Raw genomic sequence first — 23,256 nt, forward strand, 5'->3', positions numbered from 1 at the left:
ATGGGGGCCAAGATTGAGACATCGAACATTATAGTCGACGACGGTTAACTCTTATTTCCGTCCGCGACGCGATCTTTCATTAGGTGAGAGGGGCGGAAGGTCAGCACCCGGCGGGGCTGGATCGGCACTTCTTCACCGGTTTTGGGATTGCGCCCGACACGCGCGGATTTATCGCGCACACTAAAGGTACCAAAGGAAGAGATCTTTACCTGTTCGCCGCGCACCAAAGCGTCGGACATATGCTGGAGCATGCTCTCCACCAGTTGCGCGCTTTCGTTGCGTGACAGGCCTACTTCGCGAAACACTGCCTCGCTCAGATCCATTCTCGTAATCGTTTTCTCTGTCATTGCCATCCCCGTTGTTTCCCAAAACAATAGGAGGTCAGGAATTTACCTGTCAATATCAATGAATTGGAAGACGCGGTTTCCCTCGCATTACCACCGCAAAACCACAGCACCCCACGCCAGACCGCCGCCAATGGCTTCGGTCACGATGAGATTACCCGGTTTGATCTGGCCACGCTCAACGCCGACGGACAAAGCCAGTGGAATGGAAGCAGCTGAGGTGTTCCCGTGATCCTGAACGGTCACGACCACCTTGTCCATGGGCAAGCCCATTTTCTTTGCAGTGCCTTGAATAATACGAATATTTGCCTGATGCGGGACAATCCAGTCCACGTCGTCGGTGCTGGCCCCGGCGCGTTCCAGCGCGGTGGTTGCAGTTGAGGCCAGTTTTTCCACCGCGTGGCGGAATACTTGATTGCCCTGCATGCGCAGATGGCCGGTGGATTGGGTGGACACACCCCCATCCACATAGAGCAAGTCCTTGTAACGACCGTCAGAATTCAGATCCGTGGCAAGGATACCGCGATCCTCTGGGGTGCCTGCGCCCTCTTGCGCCTCCAGGAGGAGCGCGCCAGCGCCATCGCCAAAAAGCACGCAGGTTGAGCGGTCGCTCCAGTCCATAATGCGCGAAAACGTCTCGGCACCGATAACCAGCACCCGGTCGGCCTGACCGGAGGCAATCAGCGCATTGGCATTGGACAGCGCATAGACAAAACCCGCGCAAACCGCCTGCACATCAAAGGCAAAGCCCTTGGTCATGCCCAGTTGCGACTGGACCATAGTCGCGGCAGAGGGGAAGGTCAGATCGGCGGTTGAGGTGGCCAGCACGATGGCGTCCACATCTTCTGCGGTGCGACCGGCGGATTTCAGCGCAGCCTCGGCTGCACGGGTCGCCATTTGCGAGGTGGTTTCACCTTCGGCGGCAAAATGGCGGCGTTCAATACCAGAGCGGGAGCGAATCCACTCGTCTGAGGTCTCCAGCGTGGCCTCGAATTCCGCGTTTTCAACAATGCGTTCGGGGAGGTAGTGCCCTGCGCCAATCACAACTGCGCGTCGCGTCATTCGTTTGCCTGCCTTCTAATTCAAACTCCCGGTCTCAGAATCGCCGGGACCGCCCGCGTCTGCGGACGTTGCGTCATCTTGGGCAAGCTCTACGGCGGATGCAACCCGGGCTGCAAGCTTTTCCGCAAATCCTTGTTCTGCAAGGAGAAACGCCAGTTTCACCGCGGCCGAAACACCGGTCGCATCGGCACCACCATGTGATTTCACAACAGTGCCATTGAGGCCAAGGAAAACGCCACCGTTCACCCGGCGTGGGTCGATCCGCTTGGAGAGGCGCGACAGCGAGGTATAGGCCAACAGCGCCGCAAGGCGCGATAGAATCGAATATTCAAAGGCTTCGCGCATCGCCGAACGCAACAGGCTGGCGGTGCCTTCGCCGGTTTTGATCGCGACATTGCCGGTAAAGCCGTCGGTCACGATCACATCGGCGATATCGCCGGGAATGTCGCTGCCCTCGACAAAGCCCACAAACTCGAAATTAGCCTTCTCCGCGTTCTGAGAGATCAGCGCATAGGCTTCTTTCAGCTCTGCGCGGCCTTTGTGCTCTTCGGTGCCGACGTTCAACAGCCCCACACGTGGGCAGGGGAGATCCATCGAGTTGCGGATATAGGAGGTGCCCATCAGGGCGTATTGCAGCAGATCCTCTGCATCGGCGCGCACATCGGCGCCCACGTCGAGCATGACGTTAAAGCCCTGCGGATTGCGCGAGGGCCAGAGAATCGCAATCGCCGGGCGGTTAACGCCCGGAAGTTTGCGCAGCCGTAGCATCGACAGCGCCATCAGCGCGCCAGTATTGCCACAGGATACCACGCCATCCGCCTCGCCAGAGCGCACGGATTCGAGGGCAGACCACATTGAGGTGCCCTTGCCATTGCGCATGACCTGACTTGGCTTGTCTTCCATCGTGACCACATCGCGTGCGTCACGAATCTCCACGCGGCCCTTCAGGGTTTTCCTGCGGGCCACAAGGGGTTCAAGCTGTTCGACAGGGCCATGGAGCAGAAACCCGATGTCGGGATTCTTGCTCGCGGATTTGGCGATGCCCGCGACCACTACGGCCGGGCCGGCATCGCCACCCATGGCGTCCACCGAAATCACGGTGCGGCGGGCATCTGCCTGCGATGGAGCGGTGTTACCCGTCATACGACTGCGTGCCTGCCTGGCATTCGTGATCCCGTTTCGACTCAGGCCGCGTCTTCGTCCAGGTCGATCTCGTCGGCCTGAGCTACGATCTCTTTGTCGTCATAGTGGCCGCAGGAGGGGCACACGTGGTGAGGACGACGCAGTTCACCGCAGTTGGAGCATTCGTTCGGGTTTGCAGCAACCAGAGCATCGTGCGCGCGGCGGTTGTTGCGGCGCGATTTGGATACTTTGTTCTGTTGGACAGCCATGTCTCAACCTTTGTCTAACTAGGGCCATCAAGCAGCAGAGCCTTCAGGCGCGTTTCATGTTTCCGTGTCAATCGGTGTGACGTCCGGTGTGACGTGCGTGTAGGCCGCAGTCTCTCCGATGTCCAACCAAAAATTCCGATGAGCGCGCGAAAATACTGCGAATCTTCGTTTGCGCAAGCGATTTCTTAGAGCTCAGCGGTCTTGAGCGCCAGTGCCAACATCAGAAGGGTGGAAATTTCCGCCTTTCACCGAAGCCACGGTCGCCTGTGCCCGATTGAGCCTTTTGTCTCAGGAGTCCTTGTCGCCGGGTTTGAGCAAATCTGCAAGCCCTGCGAAGGGGCGGGTGTCCTCATCCGTCATCGGCTGCGTGCCCGGTTCAGCATGCACATGCTGACCAAGTTCCGCGCCATCCTTGCGCGGATACTGCGGCAGATTGAGCGCAACGCTTTCCAGCATCACATCATAAGGAGAGATGACGTCACCAAGTTCGTCGATGTTATCATCTTCGCCCATCTCGACTTCGGCCTCGTCGGGGATGTCGAGCTCCGCGAGGAAGAGGCGTTGCACGTCGGTGTCGATCCGGGTTGTTACCGGCTCCAGCGTGACGACACAGGGCTGTGTTACGGTAAAGCCGAGTTTGGCCTTTAGAACCCAGTCGCGTTTGCCGCGGGCCTTGATCTCGCCTTCGAAACGCAACTTGCGCAACGCGTCAACGCCCAGCTCACTGGCAATATCCGTCAGCGCTTTGGCCTCTGGCGTCAGTGTGAACCGCGTGGGGCGGTTCTGCGGCAGATCGGCAACCCGCAGGGCGGCAGTTTCAGGTGGGGTCGAACTCACGAGTGTACTTTCATTTCTTGAACCATTAGCTCGAGTTAGGTAATCGGGACTTCAGTCTTTATCAACCCGAACGACAGGGGAAGCGCATGATTGCAAGTCCGAAGACCGTAAAATCCGCGATGCGGAGTGCGCTTCTCGTCGGCGCGTTGGTGGTGGTGACCGCCTGTACCGCCCAATATCGCAAGCATGGCTGGATTCCGGGGCCGGAACTCTTGAACGAAGTTGTGGTCGGTGTCGATACCCGCGATTCGGTTTCCGAGACCATCGGAGAGCCGACCATCGACTCGCTCGTGGATGACAGCGGTTATTACTACGTGACCTCGCGCATCAAACGCTTTGGCGCCAAGCAGCCTGAGGTGGTCTCGCGCGATCTGGTCGCGATCACCTTTGACGGGCGCGGCGTTGTCGACAGCGTTCAGCGCTACACATTGGCAGACGGTCGGGTCATCCCGCTGGAGCGCCGGGTCACCGACTCGAGCCTCGAAGACAAGACCTTCCTGCGTCAGCTGATTGGCAACCTCGGCAACTTTAATCCGGGTAGCTTCCTGCAATAAGGCCCTGCGATATCGCATGGCAGCAGTTAAATTTGGTCCGGGGGATGAATTCGTCACCCGGACTTCACATGTTTTGTGATAGCAATGCAAAGCACCCGTCGCCTCTTGGGGCGGCGCAAGCTAATGAACAAGCAGACGCGAGCAGACCATGGCCATGTCCTCCCGGTCCCAATCCCCCGACACGTTCTCCGATGCCGAAATTTTGCTGACGAAAGGGCGCTATCAGGCCCGGCTTGCGGCAACGCCTGCGGATGTCACTGCGGTTCAGGCTTTGCGGACCTTGTGTTTTCGCACTGCAGAGATTGATCGCGACGGGTTTGACGACACTTGCGCCCATGTTCTGGTCGAAGATACGCGCAACGGGGCATTGGTGTGCTGTTTCCGCATGCTGGTTCTGGAGGGCGGCGCAGAGGTCGCGCGCACTTATTCCGCACAGTATTACGATCTCTCGGGGTTGCAGGATTTTGAGGGTCGCATGGTGGAAATGGGCCGGTTCTGCATCCATCAGGGCTGGAATGACCCGGACATTTTGCGCGTTGCATGGGGGGCGATGACCACCTTTGTGGATCGTGAGAACATCCAGATGCTGTTTGGCTGTTCGTCGTTTGCCGGGACCGAGACCGAAGACTATCTGGATGCCTTTGCGATGCTGAAACATCGCCATCTGGCCCCCAAACGCTGGCTGCCCCGTGTTAAGGCACCCGATGTGTTCCGCTTTGCCGCGCGGCTGCGCCGCAAACCGGACGCCAAAAAGGCGATGCTGCGGATGCCGCCCTTGCTGCGCACCTATCTGATGATGGGCGGTTGGGTCAGCGATCACGCGGTGGTCGACCGGCATATGAACACGCTGCATGTGTTCACCGGCCTTGAAATCGGTGCCATCCCCCCCGCCCGCAAGCGCCTGCTGCGTGCTGTTGCGGGCTAGGCGCACCTTCTGCATCTCATGACACGTTGACGAAGGCAGCGGCGCGGTTTAGCTCCGCTCCTATGGCACGTATTCCTCTTTTGCAGATGTCCGGGATTTCGCTGACCTTTGGTGGCGATCCGGTGTTTTCCGACCTCGACCTCGTGGTGCAGCCCGGTGACCGGGTGGCGCTTGTGGGGCGCAATGGATCGGGTAAATCGACCCTGATGAAAGTCATGGCCGGTCTTGTGGAGGCGGATGCCGGCTCCATCGTGATCCCGCCCGGCAATTCCGTGGGCTATATGGAGCAGGACCCCAAAATGGAGGGGTTTGCGACGCTTGGGGATTTTGCCGCCTCAGAGCTGGAACCCGGCGAGCTTTATAAGGTGGAACGCGCGGGAGAGGGGCTGAAGTTCGATCCCGCCCGTCCGGTGGAGACTGCCTCTGGTGGCGAGCGCCGCCGTGCTGCGCTGGCCAAGCTTATGGCCGAAGCGCCCGAGCTAATGCTCTTGGATGAGCCGACCAACCACCTTGATATTGAAGCGATTTCTTGGCTGGAGAGCGAGCTGGCCTCGACGCGCGCCGCCTTTGTGCTGATTTCGCACGACCGGGCGTTCCTGCGCGCACTCACCCGTGCCACGCTCTGGGTGGACCGTGGTCAGGTACGCCGTCAGGACAAGGGGTTTGAGCATTTTGAAGCGTGGCGCGACAAGGTATGGGAAGACGAGGACATGCAGCGCCACAAGCTCAACCGGCTGATCAAATCCGAGAGCCGCTGGGCGGTTGAGGGGATCTCGGCCCGGCGCAAACGCAACATGGGCCGGGTGCGCGCTTTGCAGGATCTGAAATCCGAACGCGCCAGCCAGATCAAGCGGCAGGGCGCGGCGGCGATGGAACTGGAGGCGGGGCCAAAATCCGGCCGTAAGGTGATCGAGGCCGAGGGCATCGCCAAAAGCTTTGGCGACAAGCAGATCCTCAACCGGTTCTCCCTAACTGTGCAGCGCGGCGAGCGTGTGGCCTTTGTCGGCCCCAACGGGGTGGGCAAGACGACGCTGTTGAAGATGCTCTTGGGGCAGGAAACCCCGGATGGGGGCACGGTCAAACTGGGCACCAATCTGGAAATCGCCGTGTTCGACCAGACTCGCGATCAGCTCGATGGTGATTCGAGCCTGTGGGAGAACCTCACCGCCGACCCGTTGATGGGGATCTCCGGCAAGGCGGATCAGGTGATGGTGCGCGGGCAGCCCAAACATGTGGTCGGCTATCTGAAGGAGTTCCTCTTTGACGAGCGCCAAGCCCGCGCGCCGGTGCGCTCGCTTTCGGGCGGTGAAAAGGCCCGGCTGTTGTTGGCCAAACTGATGGCGCGCTCGTCGAATATGCTGGTGCTGGACGAGCCGACCAACGATCTAGACGTGGAGACGCTGGATCTGCTGCAGGAGCTTCTGGACGCCTATGACGGCACCGTGCTGCTGGTCAGCCACGATCGCGATTTTCTGGATCGTGTGGCGACCACGACGGTGGCGATGGAAGGTCAGGGGCAGGCCACGGCCTATGCGGGCGGATGGAGCGATTATCTCGCACAGCGCGCGCCGGTTGAGGGACCCGAAAAGGTCGAAAAAACAAAAGCCTCTAAGCCGAAGCCAAAAGCCGAATCGCCAAAAGAGGCGCTCAGTTTCAAGGAAAAGCACCGGCTTGAGGCGTTGCCCGACGAGATTGACCGGCTGGAAAAGGAGATCGCCAAGCTCGAAGAGCTGATGGCAGATCCAGAGCTGTTCACGCGCGAACCGGTGAAGTTCAAGAAAGCCACTGAGGCGCTTGTGGAGCGACAGGAAAAACTGGCCGCATCCGAAGAGGAATGGCTACTCTTGGAAGAAAAAGCCGCCGGATGAGGTGTTTCGCTTCGGGCTTTGCCCGAAGCGACCAGCGCCGCGCGCCCCTGCGGGGTGCGCGGCGCTCGGCCCAATGGGATCGATCCGTCCCTTTGGGGGCGGTGAGGACGGGCGGGAGGGCTCCCGCCGTTGACACCTGGGAGTCAACGCATCCGCAGCGCGCCGTCGAGGCGGATCACCTCGCCATTCAGATAGCCCATTTCGACGATGAACCCGGCCAGGCGCGCGTATTCCTCCGGCTGCCCCAGCCGGGCAGGGTTTGGCACATCGGCGGCAAGCTGGGCTTGTGCCTCTTCGGGCAGGCCCGCTAGCATCGGCGTCATGAAAATTCCCGGCGCAATCGCCATCACCCGAATCCCTGAAGAAGCGAGATCTCGTGCCATGGGCAGGGTCATGCCCACGATACCACCCTTGGACGCCGCATAGGCCGCTTGGCCCTTCTGACCATCAAAAGCGGCGATCGAAGCGGTGTTGATGATGACGCCTCGCGCGCCATCTGCTTCGGGGCTGTTTTTTGCAATCTCTGCCGCCGCCAGACGCGAAACGTTAAAACTCCCCACCAGATTGATATCGACGGTTTTCTGAAACGCACCAAGGGGATGCGGGCCGTCACGGCCAACTGTCTTGATCGCGTGAGCGATGCCGGCGCAGTTTACGGCCGCGCTCAAGCCGCCCATTTTCTCCACCGCCAGCGCGATTGCAGCTTCAACACTGTCTTCGCTGGTCACATCGGTTTCAGCAAAATGCGCACCGATGCTTTCAGCGATTTTCTGACCACGATCAACGTCCCGGTCCAGAATGGTCACCTCAGCACCTGCGTTGCGGAAATGGCGAGCGGTGGCCTCCCCAAGACCGGATGCGCCGCCAGTGACCACGGCGCGTGTGGTTGCGAGTTTCATCTGTCCCGCTCCTCCCATGAAATGAACACATGTTCAAATAATCATGGCAGGCCGAAGCTGTCTAGTGCGGTCATTCCCCCTGAGGCGAGAGTCAGGCCCCCATCAGGTTCAGATCGATCGACGCCAGAGGCGCCAAACGCCGTCCCATCGGAGGCCAATAGAGCCATGTTCCCCCCAGACGTTCTAGGCGCGCGCCAGTCCCCAGTTTGAACCGTGCAAGCCCGCTGGCATCCTCAGTATTAATCACGCCTAGATCGAGCTGGCGAATGCCCTTAGAGGCAAGCCACTCCATCGCGTTCCAAATCAATAGGTTATGCGCCGACAGACCCCGCCCGCGATCCGTACTATGCGCGATATGATAGGTTGCCCCATCGCCATGGGTGAGCACCAGAATGCCTGCAACCGTCTCGCGCCCCTCATGCGCCTCAAACAGTTTGGCCGCGCCGCGATTGGCCTCGCCATAGGCCAGTGTCAGGGCGGTGGGCCAGCTGCGATAGCGTCGCCGTTTCTGTTGCGCGGCATCGGCGCGCAGCAGCCAGTGATCGGGGACCATCGGCATGTTCTGCCGGGTGATGCGCAAAGCTTGTGTCTCCGCGTGTGAGAGCCGATTGCGCCATTTCTGCTCCAGCCCGCTGCGTCGCAGAGTACGATCAGGGTGGATATCAACCACGCCAACACTGGCCGGAGTCATCAGGGGCAGCGCCCCAAGACGTGCAAGCTCGGGTACCGGGCGTTCCGGCGATAAAATCACAGGCGTGCGCCGCAGCCCTTCTTCTTGCAGGATTTCCAGCAGGCGTGCGGGTTTGTGAAGCTCTGCGCGATTGATCATCGCAACCGGAAGGCCCCAAACTTTCCGCCGCAATACGAGCATATCCTGCATGCGGTCCAGACGCATCGGGCGTTGTCCCAACATCTGCAGAGCACGCGAAAACTCGGTCGATTGCGGGAGTGCGCGGATGGTTTCTGTACGCTTCAAGGTGCGGGGCATGACAGCTGCGGAGCCAAGATCAAACATGACGCCATTAACAGGATTGAAACCTAATTCATGGTTAATGAAACCATGAAAAGGACCGTTAAAATCTACGGAAAAACCGCCCCCGGCGCGCGTATGACAAAATGCGCGGCGCTGTTGATCGCCACGGCGCTGTCAATTCCAACCTTTATCATACTGACGTTGATCGATTTCGCCTTCCTGTAGCACGAAATCGCAAGGCTCATTCTTCTAACCCCAAATATCCTGGGGTGAATTGGCCGTAGGCCAAGAGGGGCAACGCCCCTCCTGACAGCTCTTGATCTGCGCTAGGCGCTCAGCCGTCGAGCTGCACCAGCGCGTGGCGCTTTTTGCCCGCAGAGAGCTTGATCGGCGACGCAAGCGCTGCCGCGTCGATCATCAAACCCGCATCCGTAAGCGGTGCATCATCGAGCCTTGCGCCATTCTCAGAGATCAGCCGCTTGGCTTCCTTGCCGGATTTGGCCAGACCTGATTTTACAATGATCTGCACGATCGACATACCCTCGCCCAGCTCTGCAGCCGAGAGCGACAGGGTCGGAAGATCATCGCCCACGCCGCCTTTCTCGAACACTTCGCGCGCGGTGGCCTCTGCGGCTTTGGCGGCTTCGGCCCCGTGCAGGAGCGACGTCACCTCATTGGCAAGAATGATCTTGCCCTCGTTGATCTCAGACCCTTGAAGCGCGCCCAGACGGTCGCATTCCGCAACCGGCAGCTCGGTATAGAGTTTCAGGAACCGCCCCACATCGGCGTCCGTGGTGTTGCGCCAGAACTGCCAGAACTCATAAGGGCTCAGCATTTCGTCATTGAGCCAGATCGCGCCACCTTGCGATTTGCCCATCTTGCGCCCGTCCGAGGTGGTCAGAAGCGGCGAGGTCAGGCCAAAAATCTCGTGATCCAGCACCCGGCGGGTGAGGTCGATCCCGTTGACGATATTGCCCCATTGGTCCGAGCCGCCCATCTGCAGAACGCAGCCGTAGCGGCGGTTTAGCTCAAGGAAGTCATAAGCCTGCAGGATCATGTAGTTGAATTCGAGGAAGGACAGCGACTGTTCGCGATCAAGGCGCGATTTCACGCTCTCGAAGGACAGCATCCGGTTCACCGAGAAATGCCGGCCGATGTCGCGCAGGAACTCAAGGTAATTGAGCCCATCCAGCCACTCGGCGTTGTTGAGCATCATCGCGCCAGTCTCGCCGTAGTCGAGGTATTTGGCAAATACCTTCTGCATGCCGGCGATATTGGCGTCGATCTGCTCGGGCCCCAACAGAGGGCGTTCGTCCGAGCGGAACGAAGGATCGCCGACCTTGGTGGTGCCGCCGCCCATCAGGGTGATCGGGCGATGACCGGTTTTTTGCAACCAGCGCAGCATCATAATGTTCAGAAGGTGACCCACATGCAGCGACTGTGCTGTGGCGTCATAGCCGATGTATGCCGTCTGCGTACCGCTCACCAGCGCCTCATCGAGACCCTGATAATCGGTGCAGTCCGCCAGGAACCCGCGTTCCATCATGATGGCGATGAAGTCCGATTTCGGATGGTAGGTCATAGCATGCCTCGGCTTTTGAATATGCAAGCGGCTGTATAAATCGCATCGCAACCGGTTGGAACCTGTTTTCGGGACAAATTGCGCGGTGTAATATGTCTGCCAACGGGCGGTACGGCCCGGTTTTGCAAGGAAGTGTGCAGAGATGAGCAGAGCCATATCCAAGTCAGGCCCGGTGCGGGCGCTGGGGGCGATGAGCGGGACATCGCTCGATGGGGTGGATGTTGCGGTCCTGGAGACCGACGGACAGGCGATTTTCGGCTTTGGCGAGACGGGCTATCGCGCCTATTCAAGCGCGGAACGTGAGGCGCTGCGAGCGGCCCTCGGCCAATGGAGTGGCGATGCGGTAACGGCTGCGGCACGGGTGGTTGAGGCCGCGCATATCGAGGTGATGAAGGATCATCTGGATGTGGATCTGATCGGATTTCACGGCCAGACGGTCGCACATGCGCCGCGTTTGCAGGGCACGCTTCAGGTGGGCGACGGTGGCATTCTGGCAGAGGCACTGGAGCGACCGGTGGTTTGGGATTTCCGCACTGATGATGTCAGTATGGGCGGCGAGGGCGCACCGCTGGCGCCGTTCTTCCACCACGCCTGCGCACGCTACATTGGCGCAACGGAGCCGTTGTGTTTTCTGAACCTCGGGGGTGTCGGCAATCTCACCTATGTTGATCCGCGGGTGGAGCGCCCCGAGGATGCGGGTGCCTTGCTGGCGTTTGACACAGGGCCTGCCAATGCGCCGATCAATGATTTCCTGCAGGCGCGTCTTGGCCTTCAGATGGATGAAGGCGGCAAGGTGGCCAGTGAAGGTGTGGTCGAGAATGGCGCGCTGGAGCTGTTTCTGGCAGAACCCTATTTCTCAAGGATGCCGCCGAAGTCTCTGGACCGAAATGATTTTCCGGAAATGATTGGTCTTGTGACCGAGTTGAGCAATGCGGATGCCACTGCTACACTTACGGCCATGTGCGCCGCTGCGGTGGCGCAGGGGATGGAGCATTGCCCTGTGGCCCCTGCAAAGGTGCTGGTCACCGGTGGGGGGCGGCATAACCCGGTGCTGATGGAAATGCTCAGCGTGTCGCTGGATTGCCCGGTGGAACCAGTGGAGGCCGTCGGGCTGGATGGCGATATGCTGGAGGCACAGGCTTTTGCCTATCTGGCGGTGCGGGTGGCGCGGGGCATGGCAACCTCTGCACCCCGCACAACCGGCGTGCGCGCCTGTGTCGGCGGCGGCATTGTGACGGTGCCCGAGGGTTGGACTGCGCGCGCCAGTTAATGTGTTTCTCAAGGACGGGGAGGCTCCCGCCCGTCGCGGGCCGCATATGAAATGCACCCGCTCCCGTTGGGCCGAGCGCCGCGCAGCCGGAACGGCTGCGCGGCGCGGGTCGCTTCGGGCTTTGCCCGAAGCGAAATACCTCAGGCGTGGTTAGTTGCGTGGAATGTCAAAGCCTTCCGGCGCGAGGGTGAAGCCGGAAAACTCAAACCCCGGCGACACCGTGCAGCTGACCAATGTCCACGCGCCAGTGCTGCGTGCGGCTTGCCAGTGATCTTTGGGAACAATCACCTGCGGGCGGCCCTCACGCAGGTTTGGGGTCAGCAGGTGATCGCTGGCCGGGCCTTGGTCGGTCTCTGAAAGGGAGAGGATGAGCGGCGCCCCTGCGTGATAGAGCCAGATTTCCGTGGCATCGACCCGGTGCCAGTGGCTGCGCTCGCCCGCGCCAAGCAGGAAGTAGATACAGGTGCCACAGGGCCGAGATGAGGGACGATGGGGGTCTTCGCCGGTGTCCTCAACCCAGGTCTGGCGGTACCAGCCGCCCTCGGGGTGGCGTTCCAGTCCAAGGATCTGGATAATCTCATCTGCGCTCATGTCCTGCGTCATGCACTATGGCTCCGGAGTTGGTGTGATTGCGGGTGGTAATTCAGGTGGGGCGGCATATGTTTGGCCCATGACCCTCGATATCCCGTTTGACAATACATATGCGCAACTTGCGCCCGAGTTCTACAGCCGGCAGGCCCCAACCCCGGTAAAGGCCCCTCGGCTCATCGCCTTCAATGACGCGCTTGCCGCCCGGTTGGGGATCACCCGCGGGCGCGATGAGGAACTGGCCGACATCTTTGGCGGCAATGTGGTGCCTGAGGGGGCTGATCCGTTGGCGCAGCTTTATGCGGGGCATCAGTTTGGCAGTTACAACCCGCAGCTTGGCGATGGGCGCGCGGTGCTTTTGGGCGAGGTTGTGGGCACCGATGGCATTCGCCGTGATATCCAGCTCAAGGGCTCCGGTCCCACGCCTTATTCGCGCAATGGCGACGGGCGCGCTTGGCTCGGCCCGGTTCTGCGGGAATATGTGGTCTCTGAGGCCATGCACGCGCTGGGTATCCCGACCACGCGGGCGCTGGCAGCCGTGGCAACGGGCGAGACGGTCTGGCGCGAGGGGGGCTTGCCCGGGGCGGTTCTGACCCGTGTGGCGCGGAGCCATCTGCGCGTGGGCACCTTTCAGATCTTTGCCGCGCGCGGCCATCAAGAGGCGCTGCGGACCCTCACGGACTACGCTATTGCGCGCCACTACCCGGAGGCGCAGGGGCCAATGGGGCTGTTGCGGGCGGTGCGGGATGCACAGGTAGAGCTGATCTCCGCGTGGATGGGCGTGGGGTTCATTCATGGGGTGATGAATACGGATAACTCCTCCATCGCAGGGGAAACCATCGATTATGGTCCATGCGCCTTTATGGACGTCTATCATCCAAACCGGGTGTTTTCTTCGATTGATCGCACCGGGCGTTATGCCTATGCGAACCAGCCGCAGATCGCGGTCTGGAACCTCGCGCAACTCGCCACGGCGCTGATTCAGCTGGAGGACGATCCCGAAAGCGTGCTCGATGAAGCAACCGAAATCGTCCACGCTATGCCGGATCTGTTGCAAGAAGCATGGCTGCGCCAGTTCTGTGCAAAGATCGGCATCGGCACTGTCGCTGAGGGCGATTTGGAATTGGTGAGCGATCTGCTGCAAGTGATGGCGCAAGGGCAGGCCGATTTCACCAATAGCTTCCGCGCGCTTTTTGAGGGAAATGCCCGCGATCAGTTTCTTGAGCCTGCAAGCTTTGATGCGTGGGAGGCGCGCTGGAAAGAGCGTATACAACGCGAAACTGATGCCCAAGCGCGAATGGCGCGTGCCAACCCGGTTCTGATCCCGCGCAACCACCGGATCGAGCAGATGATCGCCTCGGCGGTGGCAGGTGATTATGCACCGTTTGAGCGTCTGATGACCGCATTGGCGGCGCCGTTTGAGACCAGCGAAGAATTTGCCGATCTGCGCCGCCCCCCTGCGGAGGATGAGGTTGTACAGGCGACGTTCTGCGGCACCTGAGCAGAAGGGTCTGCCCTGCCAAGGCAAGAGGTTTTGCGCCGCGTTCCGCGTCGCCCGGGGGCGCAGGCCGCGCCTTTGGCGCGGCCTGCGCGGCCCAACGCTTTTGTTGGCGCTTTAGCGCCTGTGAAAGGGGCGGGAGAATGCCCGGGAGGGAGGCTCAAGATCCACGGATCTTGAGCCTGCGCGCCGTAGGCGCGCTGTTCGAAAGGGCGCTTCGATCAGGATTTACGCCGCCGCCCGCCACCGCCCGCGGAGTTCCGGGCTTCGCCACCACCGGGCTGCCCTTCGGATTTGCCACCGCCAAAGCGACGACGCCCACCACCGGGTTTGCCGCTGCCTTTGCCACGGCCACCACCGCCGCCGGGGCGACCACGTCCGCCACCACGCGCGGGTTTGGCGGCCGGATCGGGCAGTTCTTCCCAGGCGCGGCCCGAGGCCACAGGAATGGTGATGCCCATGGTTTTCTGGATCGCTTTCAGATCGCCGATCTCATCGGGGGCACAGAAGGCCACGGCCTGACCATCCTTGCCCGCGCGCGCGGTGCGGCCGATCCGGTGCACATAGGCATCCGGCACATTGGGCAGCTCGTAGTTATAGACGTATTTCACATCCGGAATATCCAGCCCGCGTGCCGCCACATCCGTCGCCACCAGAACGGTGATCTCGCCTGACTTAAAGGCCTTCAACGCCCGTTCGCGCTGGCCCTGGCTTTTGTTACCGTGGATCGCGGCGGCCTTGAAGCCTGCCTTGTCCAGCACCTTCATCAGCTTTTCCATGCCGTGTTTGGTGCGGCCAAAGACCAGCGTACGCTCGCCATCATGTTTGGCCAGCAACTCCTTCAGAAGGCTGAGTTTCTCTGCCTTGGCAATGAAATGCACGGACTGTGTCACCTTGGCGGCGGGCTTGCCCGGAGGGGTCACCTCAATGCGCACGGGACTCTTGAGATAGGCATTTGCGATCTCGTTCATCTGCTTGGGCATCGTGGCCGAGAACAGCATGGTCTGGCGCTTTTCGGGCAGAAGCGCTGCGATCTTGCGCAGGGCATGGATAAAGCCCAGATCCAGCATCTGGTCGGCCTCGTCCAGAACCAGAAAGTCACAAGATCCCAGATCCAGCGCCTTGCGGTCGAGAATATCCAAGAGACGTCCGGGCGTGGCGACCAGAATGTCGGTGCCACGGGACAATCGGTTGATCTGCGGATTGATGGAGACACCGCCAACCACCAGCCCGGTCTTGAGCGGGCTGCCTTCGGTGAGGCCACGCAGGGTTTCAGCGATCTGGTTTGCAAGCTCGCGCGTCGGGGCAAGGATCAAACCGCGCACGGTCCCGGCGGCGGGCTTTTGGCCATATTCCAGCATCTGCGCCACCAGCGGCACGCCAAAGGCCGCGGTCTTGCCGGTGCCGGTCTGGGCGAGACCCAGTACATCCTGACCGTTCAGAGCATGCGGGATCGCGCGCGCCTGAATGGGGGTGGGGGTGTTAAAACCCATGGCTTCCATGCGGGTGTGCAGGTGCTTGGGCAGATCCATCGTGGAAAATTCAGTCATTCAAAGTCCTCTCAACAGCTGCCGCCCGCAGGCGCACAGCCGTTTCGGGGGCAGGCGTTTAGCCGTACCTCCCGATCATTCAGTGGGGCGGAGACCTCAGACCCAGACGGCCGCATGCCGTTCGGTCGATCTGCCGCAACTAGCCCCACGCGTGATCTTGGAACCATGGCATCCCCGACAAGATCCGTTGCAAACTGCCCATTCAACGCCTGCTAACATCAGCAAGTGCAAGGGACAGGGGCGGGCCAAACCATTGATGGGCTGGCGGCGCTGCGGATCTCTGCTCACGCGGCAGAGGGTGTGCCTGAGGCGCAAATGGCGTGGCGCGGCACAAATGTCAATGGTGGGGGCGGCAAGTTGGCTGTTTGCGATGTGGCTTGCATTCGCTAAAAAGAAGCGCCAAGCAAGGGACCCCGCAGTGAACGACAGGGACGTAACAGGCATGACAGATACGATTATCTCCCGCTGCGAGGCCCGCGGCCTGCGTATGACCGCGCCGCGGCGCACCATTGCCCGCGTCCTGCAGGAAAGCGACGACCACCCGGATGTGGAAGAATTGCATGCCCGCGCCAATGCACAGGATTCCGGGATTTCTTTGGCGACGGTCTATCGCACCGTCAAACTTTTTGAAGAATCAGGTATTCTTGAACGGCTTGAGTTCGGCGATGGGCGTGCGCGCTATGAGGATGCAGACCGCGATCATCATGACCATTTGATCGATCTCAACAGCGGTGAAGTGATCGAATTCTGCGATCCGGAAATCGAAGAACTGCAGGAAAAAATCGCCAAAAAGCTGGGTTATCAGCTCAAGGGCCACAAGCTCGAACTCTATGGCGTGCCACTCAAAAAGAACGGCTGAACCGCGTCAGGCTGGCTTTATCTCCATGACAATCCATATCCCGCAGGTGGATGACCTATCAGCGTTGTGAATGCATGGCGTCACAACTTCTGCTGATGCGGGCATGATTTGGGCCTTGCGTCATGCGGTCGCATCGCGCGATGGCTGGCAAAATTTCCGAGCTTTCGCCAAGGACGCGCGCCCCATGGATAATGTCAAAGGTATTGTGCTGCTGCTGATCGCGATGGTTGGCTTTACCATCGAGGATCTGTTCATCAAGCAACTCTCCGGCAGCCTCGCTGTGGGCCAGATCCTCTTGTTCATCGGTCTTGGCGCGGGTGTTGTGTTCTTTGTCGCATTGCGCTTGCAAAAACAGAGTCTCTGGAGCCGCGATGCATGGCAGCCGATGCCTGTGTTGCGCGCCTTGGCGGAAGGGGGCGCTGCGATGAGCTTTGCCACCGCGCTGGCCTTGGTCGACATCTCGGTGGTGGCGGCGGTGTTTCAGGCGACGCCGTTGGCGATCACCATGGGCGCGGCCCTGTTTCTGGGGGAACAAGTGGGCTGGCGCCGGTGGAGTGCGATTTTTGTGGGCTTTATCGGTGTTTTGATCATCATCCGTCCGGGTTTGGCAGGGTTCGAGCCCAACGCGCTGTTGGTGCTGGTTTCGGTGCTCTGCGTGGCTGCGCGTGATCTGATGACCCGCCGGATGCCCGCAAGCATTCCGTCTTCTGTGGTGAGCGTTCAGGCCTATCTTGCGGTTGTCGTCGCGGGCGGAGCGATGCTGTTGTTGACACCACAGACAATGGTTGCGCCGACCTCTTTTGAGTGGGGGATGCTCGCAGGGGGTACGATCTTTGGGGTGGTGGCTTATTATGGCATCGTCACAGCGACGCGGATTGCCGACGCGGCGGTCATCACACCGTTTCGCTATTCGCGTCTGGTGTTTTCAATGATTGGCGGCGCGATTGTGTTTTCCGAGCGCCCCGATGCGATGACGCTGCTGGGATCGGCGCTGATCATTGCCACCGGGCTTTATACCTTTGTGCGTGAACGCCGTCTGGCCCGTCGGGCCGCGCGGATGGCGGTACAGCCCGCCTGATCTCAGGCGGTGGCGGCTGTTAGCCGCCCGCGTGCGGTTGCAACACCGAACACCATGCAGAGGGTGGTGAGCAGGAAATATACCGCGATCCCATAGCCTTGCTTGTCAAAATTGATGCCAAGGTCGATCAGCAGCCCGGTCAGGCCCGGCCCGACGGCGGTGCCAAAGACCATGACCGCCATCACCAGTGACTTGATCGCGCCAATACTGCGGGTGCCGTAGACTTCGGCCCAGAACGAACTTGGCAGTACCGAATGCGCCCCGACCGAGGCCGCCATGCAGAGGAACCCCGCAGCCATGCCCACGCCGCTGGAGACGGTGGCAAAGATGATGAAGGCCGCGACCAGGGGCAGCTGATAAAGCGGCATCAGCCGTGTTGCGCCCCAGCGATCCAGCGCCCAGCCCGCCACCAGCATTGAGACGACCGACATCACGGTAAAAAAGGGGAAATACGCCACCAGTTCCAACAGGGTCCAGCCTTTGGTAGTAGCAAAATGAAGCTGGTGAAAGAAGAATGCCGTTGTGAAGGCCGCAGGTCCCAGAATGGATGGCACCATCAACCAGAACACCGGAGAGCGCAGAGCCTCCCAGCGCGTCCAGTGGCGGTTGTCCATGCCAGTGCTGCTGACATCCTCTGAGGAGGATTGCGGCGTGCGTTCCTGCGAGAGCAACCGCACCAACACAGGTGCGCCCATAAGGCAAACGGCAGCGCTGACGAGCCAGAGCGTGCGCCAGTCCAGTATCGTCATCAGTGCCACAAAGATCAGTGGCAAGAGGGCCTGCCCAAGGGCAACGCCAAGTGCCGCAATCGACAGCGCCCGTCCGCGCGTGGCGACAAACCACCGCGCCATGGCGACGATCGCCAGATGGGTGCTCATGCCCTGACCAAAGAACCGCAGAGCGAATATCGACAGCGGCAAGACCCAGTAGTTGTGATTGAGCGCCATCAGCACGCAGGCCGCCGCCAGCCCACAGAGCACGAGGGCACCGAGCTGACGCACCCGCAAAATGTCCGAGAGGCCCCCCGCCGCCACCATCAACAGAGCCGAGGCCGTAGTTCCCACCATATAAAGCCCGCCCCAGCCCGCATGGCTGAGACCAAACTCCGTCTGGATCTGCCCGGCAAAGATCGAAATGAAAAAGGTCTGCCCAAAGCTCGACAGAAAGGTCAGCAGCACACCCGCCGAAAGATAGGGCGCGTTGCTGAGGAGAAATTCGTGGAATCGGATGGGTTTGGACATGCGCGTATGCTTGATCTGTTAAGAATTGCACGCAAGGGTGAGCGCTACCATCGTGATGCTTCACGCCGCTGCCGCGTCATTTTTGTCGCGGCGTGAGGTGAGGGCAGCGAGGGCAGTGGAGAAAATTTCCCAATGTTAGGGTTAAACCTCTCGAATAACGACCGTTAGCGATAACGCCTCAGGTTTACTTTTTACACGGGCTTGCTATGACCGGGGGCAAATCGTGTCACAGTGAGGGACCATTTGCGATGAGCACCATTATCGACATTCACGCCCGCGAGATCCTCGACAGCCGGGGCAACCCCACCGTCGAAGTCGATGTCGTTCTCGAAGACGGCACCATGGGCCGCGCGGCGGTGCCGTCTGGCGCATCGACCGGTGCCTATGAGGCGGTGGAAAAGCGCGACGGCGACAAGTCCCGTTACATGGGCAAGGGCGTCCTTGAGGCGGTTGCAGCCGTCAATGGCGAGATCGCCGATGAGCTGGTGGGCTTTGATGCCACCGAGCAGGTCTCCATCGACCGCGCGATGATCGAACTCGACGGCACCGACAACAAGAGCCGTCTGGGCGCAAACGCCATCCTCGGCGTGTCGCTGGCGGTGGCCAAGGCGGCGGCGGATTTCACCACCCAGCCGCTCTATCGCTATGTCGGCGGTGCGGCGGCACGGGTTCTGCCGGTGCCGATGATGAACATCATCAACGGTGGCGAGCATGCGGATAACCCGATCGATATTCAGGAATTCATGATCATGCCGGTCGCTGCGGAAAACATCCGCGACGCGGTCCGCATGGGCTCTGAAGTGTTCCACACCCTGAAAAAAGAGCTGTCGGCGGCGGGTCTGTCCACCGGGATCGGCGATGAGGGTGGCTTTGCCCCCAACATTGCCTCCACCCGTGAAGCACTTGATTTCATTCTGAAGTCCATCGAGAAGGCGGGTTACAAGCCCGGCGAGGAGATCTACCTCGCGCTCGATTGTGCAGCCACTGAGTACTACAAAGACGGCAAATACGTCCTGTCGGGCGAGGGCAAGACCCTGACCTCGGAAGAAAACGCCGCCTATCTGGCCGCTCTGGTCAATGACTACCCGATCATCTCGATCGAGGACGGCATGTCCGAGGATGACTGGGACGGCTGGAAGGCGTTGACCGACCAGATTGGCGATAAGGTGCAGTTGGTGGGCGACGATCTGTTCGTGACCAACCCGGTGCGTCTGGCAGAAGGCATCGAGCGCGGCTGTGCCAACTCCATGCTGGTGAAGGTGAACCAGATCGGCTCGCTCACCGAGACCCTGCAAGCAGTCGATATGGCGCATCGCGCGCGCTATACCAATGTGATGTCGCACCGCTCTGGCGAGACCGAGGACGCCACCATCGCTGACCTCGCCGTCGCGACCAACTGCGGTCAGATCAAAACCGGCTCGCTGGCGCGTTCTGACCGGCTCGCGAAATACAACCAGCTGATCCGTATCGAGGAAACCCTCGGCGAGATCGCGGAATATGCGGGGCGTTCGATCCTCAAGGGCTGATTTTTACGCACTTCTTTGATGGCAGGCGCCCCGGAGAGATCCGGGGCGTTTTGCATTTGGCGCATGGGTTGTGCAAGCGCGGACAGCGCCTTAGTCATGGGGAGATTGGATACAAAATACTCGGATGCGCGCTATGACATTTGCCCCAACCTTGCCGGATGGCATCACCGACCTGCCCGTGGGAAAGCTGGCGTCCGTTGTGACCTATCTGGAGATGAAAGTGCGCCCAAAGCCGCGTAAGAGCGCACCGCAGCCAGATCTGACGTTGGCGTTGCATGATGCGCCTTCTGTGGCGTGGTATCGTGGTCTCTACCGCCTTGTGGGCGAGGATTACCTGTGGTTTTCACGCCTGCTTTGGGAAGAGGCGGACCTTGCGGCGCATCTGAAATCGGATGCGGTCGAGGTTTGGTCGGTGCAAAAACAGGGCGAGGATCTGGGCCTGTTGGAACTGGAGTGGATGGCGAACGGGGATTGCGAATTGTCGTTCTTTGGCCTGTCCGCAGATCTGATCGGTGGCGGTGTGGGGCGCTGGCTGATGGAACATGCCATCGCGCGTGCATTTTCCCGCGATATCAACCGCTTCTTTGTGCATACCTGTACGCTCGACAGTCCGCAGGCGCTAGGGTTTTATACGCGCTCGGGGTTTGTGCCTTATGGGCGCGCTGTTGAAATTGCGGATGATCCACGGATTTCAGGTCTGATCCCAGAGGCGCGCGCCCCGCATATCCCTCTGATCAAGGTGTGAGGTGAGGGGGCGAGGGGCCAGCCCCTCGCGCTCCCCGAGATATTTATAAGAAGTTGAAAAGGCGGCGGCGTTGATCAGAGCGCGCGGCTCATGAGAATGTAACGCTCGCGGGCGCTGAAGCGGGCGCGGGTGTAGAGTTTGATTGCGGGTTCATTGTCGCGATCAACCTCGAGGTGCAGGGCGCGCACGCCTGCCTCTGCAAGGGTGCGGGGCAGGGCATGAAGCACCTCCGTGGCGATGCCGCGTCCGCGCACGGCGGGGCGAATGAAGAACTCATCAATCATCCCATCGAGGCCGCCAAACTCCACCGACCATGTGAAGGTCACAATGATGTAGCCGATAGGCGCACGCACCGGGCCGATCAGGTAGATTGCGCCATAGGGGATCCCTTCGAGGAGCGGTAGCAGCGCGCCGCGCCGTTGCTCATCCGTGCTGTCGATGCCTTCTTCGGCGTGAAATCCCTCCACCAAGGTGAGCAGTTTTTCCAGATCTTCGGGGCGGGCGAGATGTAGAGAGGCACTCATAGTCGGCCCAGCCGTTCGGTCAGCAGGGCAAAAAAACCGTCTGCATCGACATCGCCGATGAACAGCGCGTTGGCTGGACGGTCTGTAACGCCCCACCAGTCCGCAACTGTCATCCCGAGGGTCAGGGGAGAGGCGGTCTCAATCTCGACGTTGATGTGGCGGCCGGAGAACAGTTCTGGTTGGATCAGGTAGGCAATCACACAAGGGTCATGCAGCGGACCACCTTCGGAGCCATATTTCTCAACGTCAAATCGTTCAAAGAAATCAAGCATATCTGCGGTGAAGTTGCCGACGCGGCTGCCAAGGTCGCGAAAGGCCTGAACCCGTGCCCGCGAGGTCAGCGCCTTGTGAGTGACATCAAGCGGCATCATGGTGATCTTGACGCCCGAGGCGAGGACGTCCCGGGCGGCTTCGGGATCGACGTAGATGTTGAATTCTGCAGCCGGGGTTATATTGCCGACCTCGAAATAAGCGCCTCCCATCAGGACGATTTCCTGAACGCGATCAATGATATCGGGAGCTTTGCGAAAAGCCGCTCCAATATTGGTGAGCGGGCCGAGAGGACAGAGCGTCACGGTGCCGGGGGCCTCTGCACGCAGGGTGTCGATGATAAACTCGACGCCATGCCGGTCCTGCAACGCCATGGTGGGCTCAAACAGATCCGGCCCGTCGAGGCCAGTGCTGCCGTGGACATGTTCGGCGGTGACGAGGGGGCGCTCCAGCGGGGCATCACAGCCGGCGAACACTTTGATCTCTGGCCGTCCTGCAACTTCGCAGGTGATGCGGGCGTTCTTTTGCGTCAGGGCCAGCGGCACATTTCCGGCGACCGTGGTGATCCCGAGCAGATCAATGTCTTCGGGAGAGCCCAAAGCCAGCAGGATTGCGACCGCATCGTCCTGTCCCGGGTCCGTGTCGATGATAATTTTGCGGGGGGGCATTGGGGGGCTCCATCGGGGTAAGTGGGCGGCGACAAACCGGGGTCTGTGCATTGCACGGCTATGTGTTTTGAGCGCAAGCGCACAACAAATGATCAAAGTTCCGGCGTCAGAGGCCGGGCGGGCGGGTTAGCTGCGGGCTTTTTCCTCAGCTTTTACATCGTTCCAAAGCGCGTCCATTTCATCCAAATCGCTGTCCTCTGCGCGCTTGCCGCGAGCGGCAAGTTTGGCCTCTACTCCCTTGAAACGGCGAGTGAATTTGGCGTTGGTGCGACGCAGGGCGGCTTCGGGTTCAACGCCGAGATGGCGGCCCAGATTGGCCATCACGAACAGAAGGTCGCCAAACTCTTCTTCGACTTCATCCTGAGTGAGACTCTCTTGAGCCTCGACCAACTCGGCAGATTCTTCGGCGATCTTGGCCAGCACGTTCTGGGCGGACGGCCAGTCAAACCCGACCCGCGCGGCCCGTTTTTGCAGCTTGTAGGCCCGCAGCAAGGCGGGCAGCCCCACGGCAACACCATCCAGCGCACCGGTCTCTGCCTTGGCAGCGCGTTCGGCGGCCTTGATCGTCTCCCAATCCTGCGTTTGCTGGTCGGCGGATTTATCGCGGCTCTCGTCGCCAAACACATGTGGATGGCGCGAGACCATCTTGTTGGACATGGTGGTGACCACGTCCTGAAAGGTGAAATGCCCGGCTTCCTCTGCCATTTGCGCGTGAAAGACCGATTGGAACAGAAGATCGCCCAACTCGCCTTTCAACTCGTCCCATTTTTCGCGCTCAATGGCGTCGGCGACCTCATAGGCCTCTTCGATGGTGTAGGGCGCGATACTGGCAAAGCTTTGTTCGATATCCCATGGGCAGCCGGTTTTGGGATCGCGCAGGCGACGCATAATTTCCAAGAGCCGTTCGATTCCTGCATTTTCATCGTGGATCAACCTGTCGTCGCTCATTGCACCTGCCCGGGATTTCGTGTTCTGCTGCATCATCCCGACTATTTGACAGGAGT

General features: G+C 60.3%; 23 protein-coding genes. 9 read left to right on the forward strand and 14 right to left on the reverse strand.

The window, feature by feature from the left end; translation table 11 throughout:
• Positions 1-44: 44 nt before the first annotated feature.
• From ihfA to UB90_RS20145, 5 genes are all read right to left on the reverse strand, one after another.
• Positions 45-347 (reverse strand): integration host factor subunit alpha, encoded by a 303-nt coding sequence (ihfA, locus tag UB90_RS20125; protein ID WP_005623412.1) that lies wholly within the window; start codon positions 345-347, stop codon positions 45-47.
• A gap of 87 nt (positions 348-434) precedes the next feature.
• Entirely contained in the window at positions 435-1,406 is a 972-nt protein-coding gene (locus tag UB90_RS20130) for a beta-ketoacyl-ACP synthase III (RefSeq protein ID WP_005623414.1), read from the reverse strand.
• A gap of 15 nt (positions 1,407-1,421) precedes the next feature.
• Complete coding sequence (gene plsX / locus UB90_RS20135; protein ID WP_005623416.1) at positions 1,422-2,549, reverse strand: phosphate acyltransferase PlsX; 1,128 nt, start codon at positions 2,547-2,549, stop codon at positions 1,422-1,424.
• A 41-nt stretch (positions 2,550-2,590) separates the two neighbouring features.
• Positions 2,591-2,797, reverse strand: coding sequence for a 50S ribosomal protein L32 (rpmF, locus tag UB90_RS20140; protein WP_005623419.1), 207 nt, complete (start codon positions 2,795-2,797; stop codon positions 2,591-2,593).
• A gap of 288 nt (positions 2,798-3,085) precedes the next feature.
• Positions 3,086-3,634 (reverse strand): YceD family protein, encoded by a 549-nt coding sequence (locus tag UB90_RS20145; protein WP_065326602.1) that lies wholly within the window; start codon positions 3,632-3,634, stop codon positions 3,086-3,088.
• Between the two features lie 86 nt (positions 3,635-3,720).
• Between UB90_RS20145 and UB90_RS20150 the strand changes: the two genes are divergently transcribed.
• From UB90_RS20150 to UB90_RS20160, 3 genes are all read left to right on the forward strand, one after another.
• Positions 3,721-4,188 carry an outer membrane protein assembly factor BamE gene (locus tag UB90_RS20150; protein ID WP_065326603.1) on the forward strand — a complete coding sequence of 156 codons (468 nt, stop codon included), beginning with the start codon at positions 3,721-3,723 and terminating at the stop codon, positions 4,186-4,188.
• Positions 4,189-4,336: 148 nt separating this feature from the next.
• On the forward strand, positions 4,337-5,113 hold the full coding sequence (locus UB90_RS20155) for a GNAT family N-acetyltransferase (RefSeq protein WP_005623427.1): 777 nt from the start codon (positions 4,337-4,339) through the stop codon (positions 5,111-5,113).
• 62 nt (positions 5,114-5,175) lie between these two features.
• Positions 5,176-6,981: an ABC-F family ATP-binding cassette domain-containing protein gene (locus UB90_RS20160; protein WP_065326604.1), complete on the forward strand. Its 1,806-nt coding sequence runs from the start codon at positions 5,176-5,178 to the stop codon at positions 6,979-6,981.
• Positions 6,982-7,124: 143 nt separating this feature from the next.
• Here UB90_RS20160 and UB90_RS20165 read toward each other — a convergent pair whose 3' ends face one another.
• The 3 genes from UB90_RS20165 to tyrS all read right to left on the reverse strand — a co-directional run bounded on the left by UB90_RS20165 (position 7,125) and on the right by tyrS (position 10,435).
• Positions 7,125-7,880 carry an SDR family NAD(P)-dependent oxidoreductase gene (locus tag UB90_RS20165; protein WP_065326605.1) on the reverse strand — a complete coding sequence of 252 codons (756 nt, stop codon included), beginning with the start codon at positions 7,878-7,880 and terminating at the stop codon, positions 7,125-7,127.
• A 91-nt stretch (positions 7,881-7,971) separates the two neighbouring features.
• Positions 7,972-8,895, reverse strand: a complete 924-nt coding sequence (locus tag UB90_RS20170) for a GNAT family N-acetyltransferase (protein ID WP_065326606.1) — start codon at positions 8,893-8,895, stop codon at positions 7,972-7,974.
• Between the two features lie 292 nt (positions 8,896-9,187).
• Positions 9,188-10,435: a tyrosine--tRNA ligase gene (tyrS, locus tag UB90_RS20175; protein ID WP_065326607.1), complete on the reverse strand. Its 1,248-nt coding sequence runs from the start codon at positions 10,433-10,435 to the stop codon at positions 9,188-9,190.
• A 142-nt stretch (positions 10,436-10,577) separates the two neighbouring features.
• On the opposite strand from tyrS, the gene UB90_RS20180 reads away from it, so the two are divergent.
• On the forward strand, positions 10,578-11,705 hold the full coding sequence (locus tag UB90_RS20180) for an anhydro-N-acetylmuramic acid kinase (protein WP_065326608.1): 1,128 nt from the start codon (positions 10,578-10,580) through the stop codon (positions 11,703-11,705).
• A 150-nt stretch (positions 11,706-11,855) separates the two neighbouring features.
• On the opposite strand, the gene UB90_RS20185 is transcribed toward UB90_RS20180, so the two are convergent.
• Positions 11,856-12,308, reverse strand: coding sequence for a cupin domain-containing protein (locus tag UB90_RS20185; RefSeq protein ID WP_081285626.1), 453 nt, complete (start codon positions 12,306-12,308; stop codon positions 11,856-11,858).
• Between the two features lie 67 nt (positions 12,309-12,375).
• Here UB90_RS20185 and UB90_RS20190 point away from each other — a divergent pair, with 67 nt between their 5' ends.
• A complete protein-coding gene (locus tag UB90_RS20190) occupies positions 12,376-13,794 on the forward strand; it encodes a protein adenylyltransferase SelO (RefSeq protein ID WP_065326636.1) in 1,419 nt (472 codons plus the stop codon).
• Between the two features lie 218 nt (positions 13,795-14,012).
• Here UB90_RS20190 and UB90_RS20195 read toward each other — a convergent pair whose 3' ends face one another.
• Positions 14,013-15,341, reverse strand: a complete 1,329-nt coding sequence (locus UB90_RS20195; RefSeq protein WP_065326609.1) for a DEAD/DEAH box helicase — start codon at positions 15,339-15,341, stop codon at positions 14,013-14,015.
• Between the two features lie 442 nt (positions 15,342-15,783).
• Between UB90_RS20195 and UB90_RS20205 the strand changes: the two genes are divergently transcribed.
• Positions 15,784-16,200: a Fur family transcriptional regulator gene (locus UB90_RS20205; RefSeq protein WP_065326610.1), complete on the forward strand. Its 417-nt coding sequence runs from the start codon at positions 15,784-15,786 to the stop codon at positions 16,198-16,200.
• A gap of 184 nt (positions 16,201-16,384) precedes the next feature.
• Entirely contained in the window at positions 16,385-17,278 is an 894-nt protein-coding gene (locus UB90_RS20210; protein ID WP_065326638.1) for a DMT family transporter, read from the forward strand.
• 2 nt (positions 17,279-17,280) lie between these two features.
• Here the strand turns inward: UB90_RS20210 and UB90_RS20215 are convergent, their stop codons facing one another.
• Entirely contained in the window at positions 17,281-18,519 is a 1,239-nt protein-coding gene (locus UB90_RS20215) for an MFS transporter (RefSeq protein ID WP_065326611.1), read from the reverse strand.
• A 248-nt stretch (positions 18,520-18,767) separates the two neighbouring features.
• On the opposite strand from UB90_RS20215, the gene eno reads away from it, so the two are divergent.
• Positions 18,768-20,045, forward strand: a complete 1,278-nt coding sequence (gene eno, locus UB90_RS20220) for a phosphopyruvate hydratase (RefSeq protein ID WP_065326612.1) — start codon at positions 18,768-18,770, stop codon at positions 20,043-20,045.
• A gap of 133 nt (positions 20,046-20,178) precedes the next feature.
• A complete protein-coding gene (locus tag UB90_RS20225; protein WP_065326613.1) occupies positions 20,179-20,790 on the forward strand; it encodes a GNAT family N-acetyltransferase in 612 nt (203 codons plus the stop codon).
• A 74-nt stretch (positions 20,791-20,864) separates the two neighbouring features.
• Here the strand turns inward: UB90_RS20225 and UB90_RS20230 are convergent, their stop codons facing one another.
• The 3 genes from UB90_RS20230 to mazG all read right to left on the reverse strand — a co-directional run bounded on the left by UB90_RS20230 (position 20,865) and on the right by mazG (position 23,200).
• Positions 20,865-21,314 (reverse strand): GNAT family N-acetyltransferase, encoded by a 450-nt coding sequence (locus tag UB90_RS20230; protein ID WP_065326614.1) that lies wholly within the window; start codon positions 21,312-21,314, stop codon positions 20,865-20,867.
• Positions 21,311-22,252 (reverse strand): nucleoside hydrolase, encoded by a 942-nt coding sequence (locus UB90_RS20235; protein ID WP_065326615.1) that lies wholly within the window; start codon positions 22,250-22,252, stop codon positions 21,311-21,313. The genes UB90_RS20230 and UB90_RS20235 overlap by 4 nt, the downstream gene beginning before the upstream one ends.
• A gap of 126 nt (positions 22,253-22,378) precedes the next feature.
• Positions 22,379-23,200: a nucleoside triphosphate pyrophosphohydrolase gene (mazG, locus tag UB90_RS20240; protein ID WP_065326639.1), complete on the reverse strand. Its 822-nt coding sequence runs from the start codon at positions 23,198-23,200 to the stop codon at positions 22,379-22,381.
• Positions 23,201-23,256: the final 56 nt, after the last annotated feature.

It is taken from the genome of Tritonibacter mobilis, from assembly GCF_001681715.1.
Lineage (GTDB): Bacteria > Pseudomonadota > Alphaproteobacteria > Rhodobacterales > Rhodobacteraceae > Epibacterium > Epibacterium mobile.

Excerpts from the sequence above, each read along its gene's own strand:
- UB90_RS20155 (WP_005623427.1), top strand. The coding sequence starts at position 4,337 with ATGGCCATGTCCTCCCGGTCCCAATCCCCCGACACGTTCTCCGATGCC.
- rpmF (WP_005623419.1), bottom strand. The coding sequence starts at position 2,797 with ATGGCTGTCCAACAGAACAAAGTATCCAAATCGCGCCGCAACAACCGC.
- UB90_RS20190 (WP_065326636.1), top strand. The coding sequence starts at position 12,376 with ATGACCCTCGATATCCCGTTTGACAATACATATGCGCAACTTGCGCCC.
- UB90_RS20215 (WP_065326611.1), bottom strand. The coding sequence starts at position 18,519 with ATGTCCAAACCCATCCGATTCCACGAATTTCTCCTCAGCAACGCGCCC.
- UB90_RS20165 (WP_065326605.1), bottom strand. The coding sequence starts at position 7,880 with ATGAAACTCGCAACCACACGCGCCGTGGTCACTGGCGGCGCATCCGGT.
- UB90_RS20225 (WP_065326613.1), top strand. The coding sequence starts at position 20,179 with ATGACATTTGCCCCAACCTTGCCGGATGGCATCACCGACCTGCCCGTG.
- UB90_RS20205 (WP_065326610.1), top strand. The coding sequence starts at position 15,784 with ATGACAGATACGATTATCTCCCGCTGCGAGGCCCGCGGCCTGCGTATG.
- UB90_RS20185 (WP_081285626.1), bottom strand. The coding sequence starts at position 12,308 with ATGACGCAGGACATGAGCGCAGATGAGATTATCCAGATCCTTGGACTG.
- UB90_RS20180 (WP_065326608.1), top strand. The coding sequence starts at position 10,578 with ATGAGCAGAGCCATATCCAAGTCAGGCCCGGTGCGGGCGCTGGGGGCG.
- tyrS (WP_065326607.1), bottom strand. The coding sequence starts at position 10,435 with ATGACCTACCATCCGAAATCGGACTTCATCGCCATCATGATGGAACGC.
- UB90_RS20170 (WP_065326606.1), bottom strand. The coding sequence starts at position 8,895 with ATGTTTGATCTTGGCTCCGCAGCTGTCATGCCCCGCACCTTGAAGCGT.
- UB90_RS20130 (WP_005623414.1), bottom strand. The coding sequence starts at position 1,406 with ATGACGCGACGCGCAGTTGTGATTGGCGCAGGGCACTACCTCCCCGAA.
- UB90_RS20195 (WP_065326609.1), bottom strand. The coding sequence starts at position 15,341 with ATGACTGAATTTTCCACGATGGATCTGCCCAAGCACCTGCACACCCGC.
- UB90_RS20150 (WP_065326603.1), top strand. The coding sequence starts at position 3,721 with ATGATTGCAAGTCCGAAGACCGTAAAATCCGCGATGCGGAGTGCGCTT.
- UB90_RS20230 (WP_065326614.1), bottom strand. The coding sequence starts at position 21,314 with ATGAGTGCCTCTCTACATCTCGCCCGCCCCGAAGATCTGGAAAAACTG.
- UB90_RS20210 (WP_065326638.1), top strand. The coding sequence starts at position 16,385 with ATGGATAATGTCAAAGGTATTGTGCTGCTGCTGATCGCGATGGTTGGC.
- eno (WP_065326612.1), top strand. The coding sequence starts at position 18,768 with ATGAGCACCATTATCGACATTCACGCCCGCGAGATCCTCGACAGCCGG.
- mazG (WP_065326639.1), bottom strand. The coding sequence starts at position 23,200 with ATGAGCGACGACAGGTTGATCCACGATGAAAATGCAGGAATCGAACGG.
- UB90_RS20160 (WP_065326604.1), top strand. The coding sequence starts at position 5,176 with ATGGCACGTATTCCTCTTTTGCAGATGTCCGGGATTTCGCTGACCTTT.
- plsX (WP_005623416.1), bottom strand. The coding sequence starts at position 2,549 with ATGACGGGTAACACCGCTCCATCGCAGGCAGATGCCCGCCGCACCGTG.
- UB90_RS20235 (WP_065326615.1), bottom strand. The coding sequence starts at position 22,252 with ATGCCCCCCCGCAAAATTATCATCGACACGGACCCGGGACAGGACGAT.
- ihfA (WP_005623412.1), bottom strand. The coding sequence starts at position 347 with ATGACAGAGAAAACGATTACGAGAATGGATCTGAGCGAGGCAGTGTTT.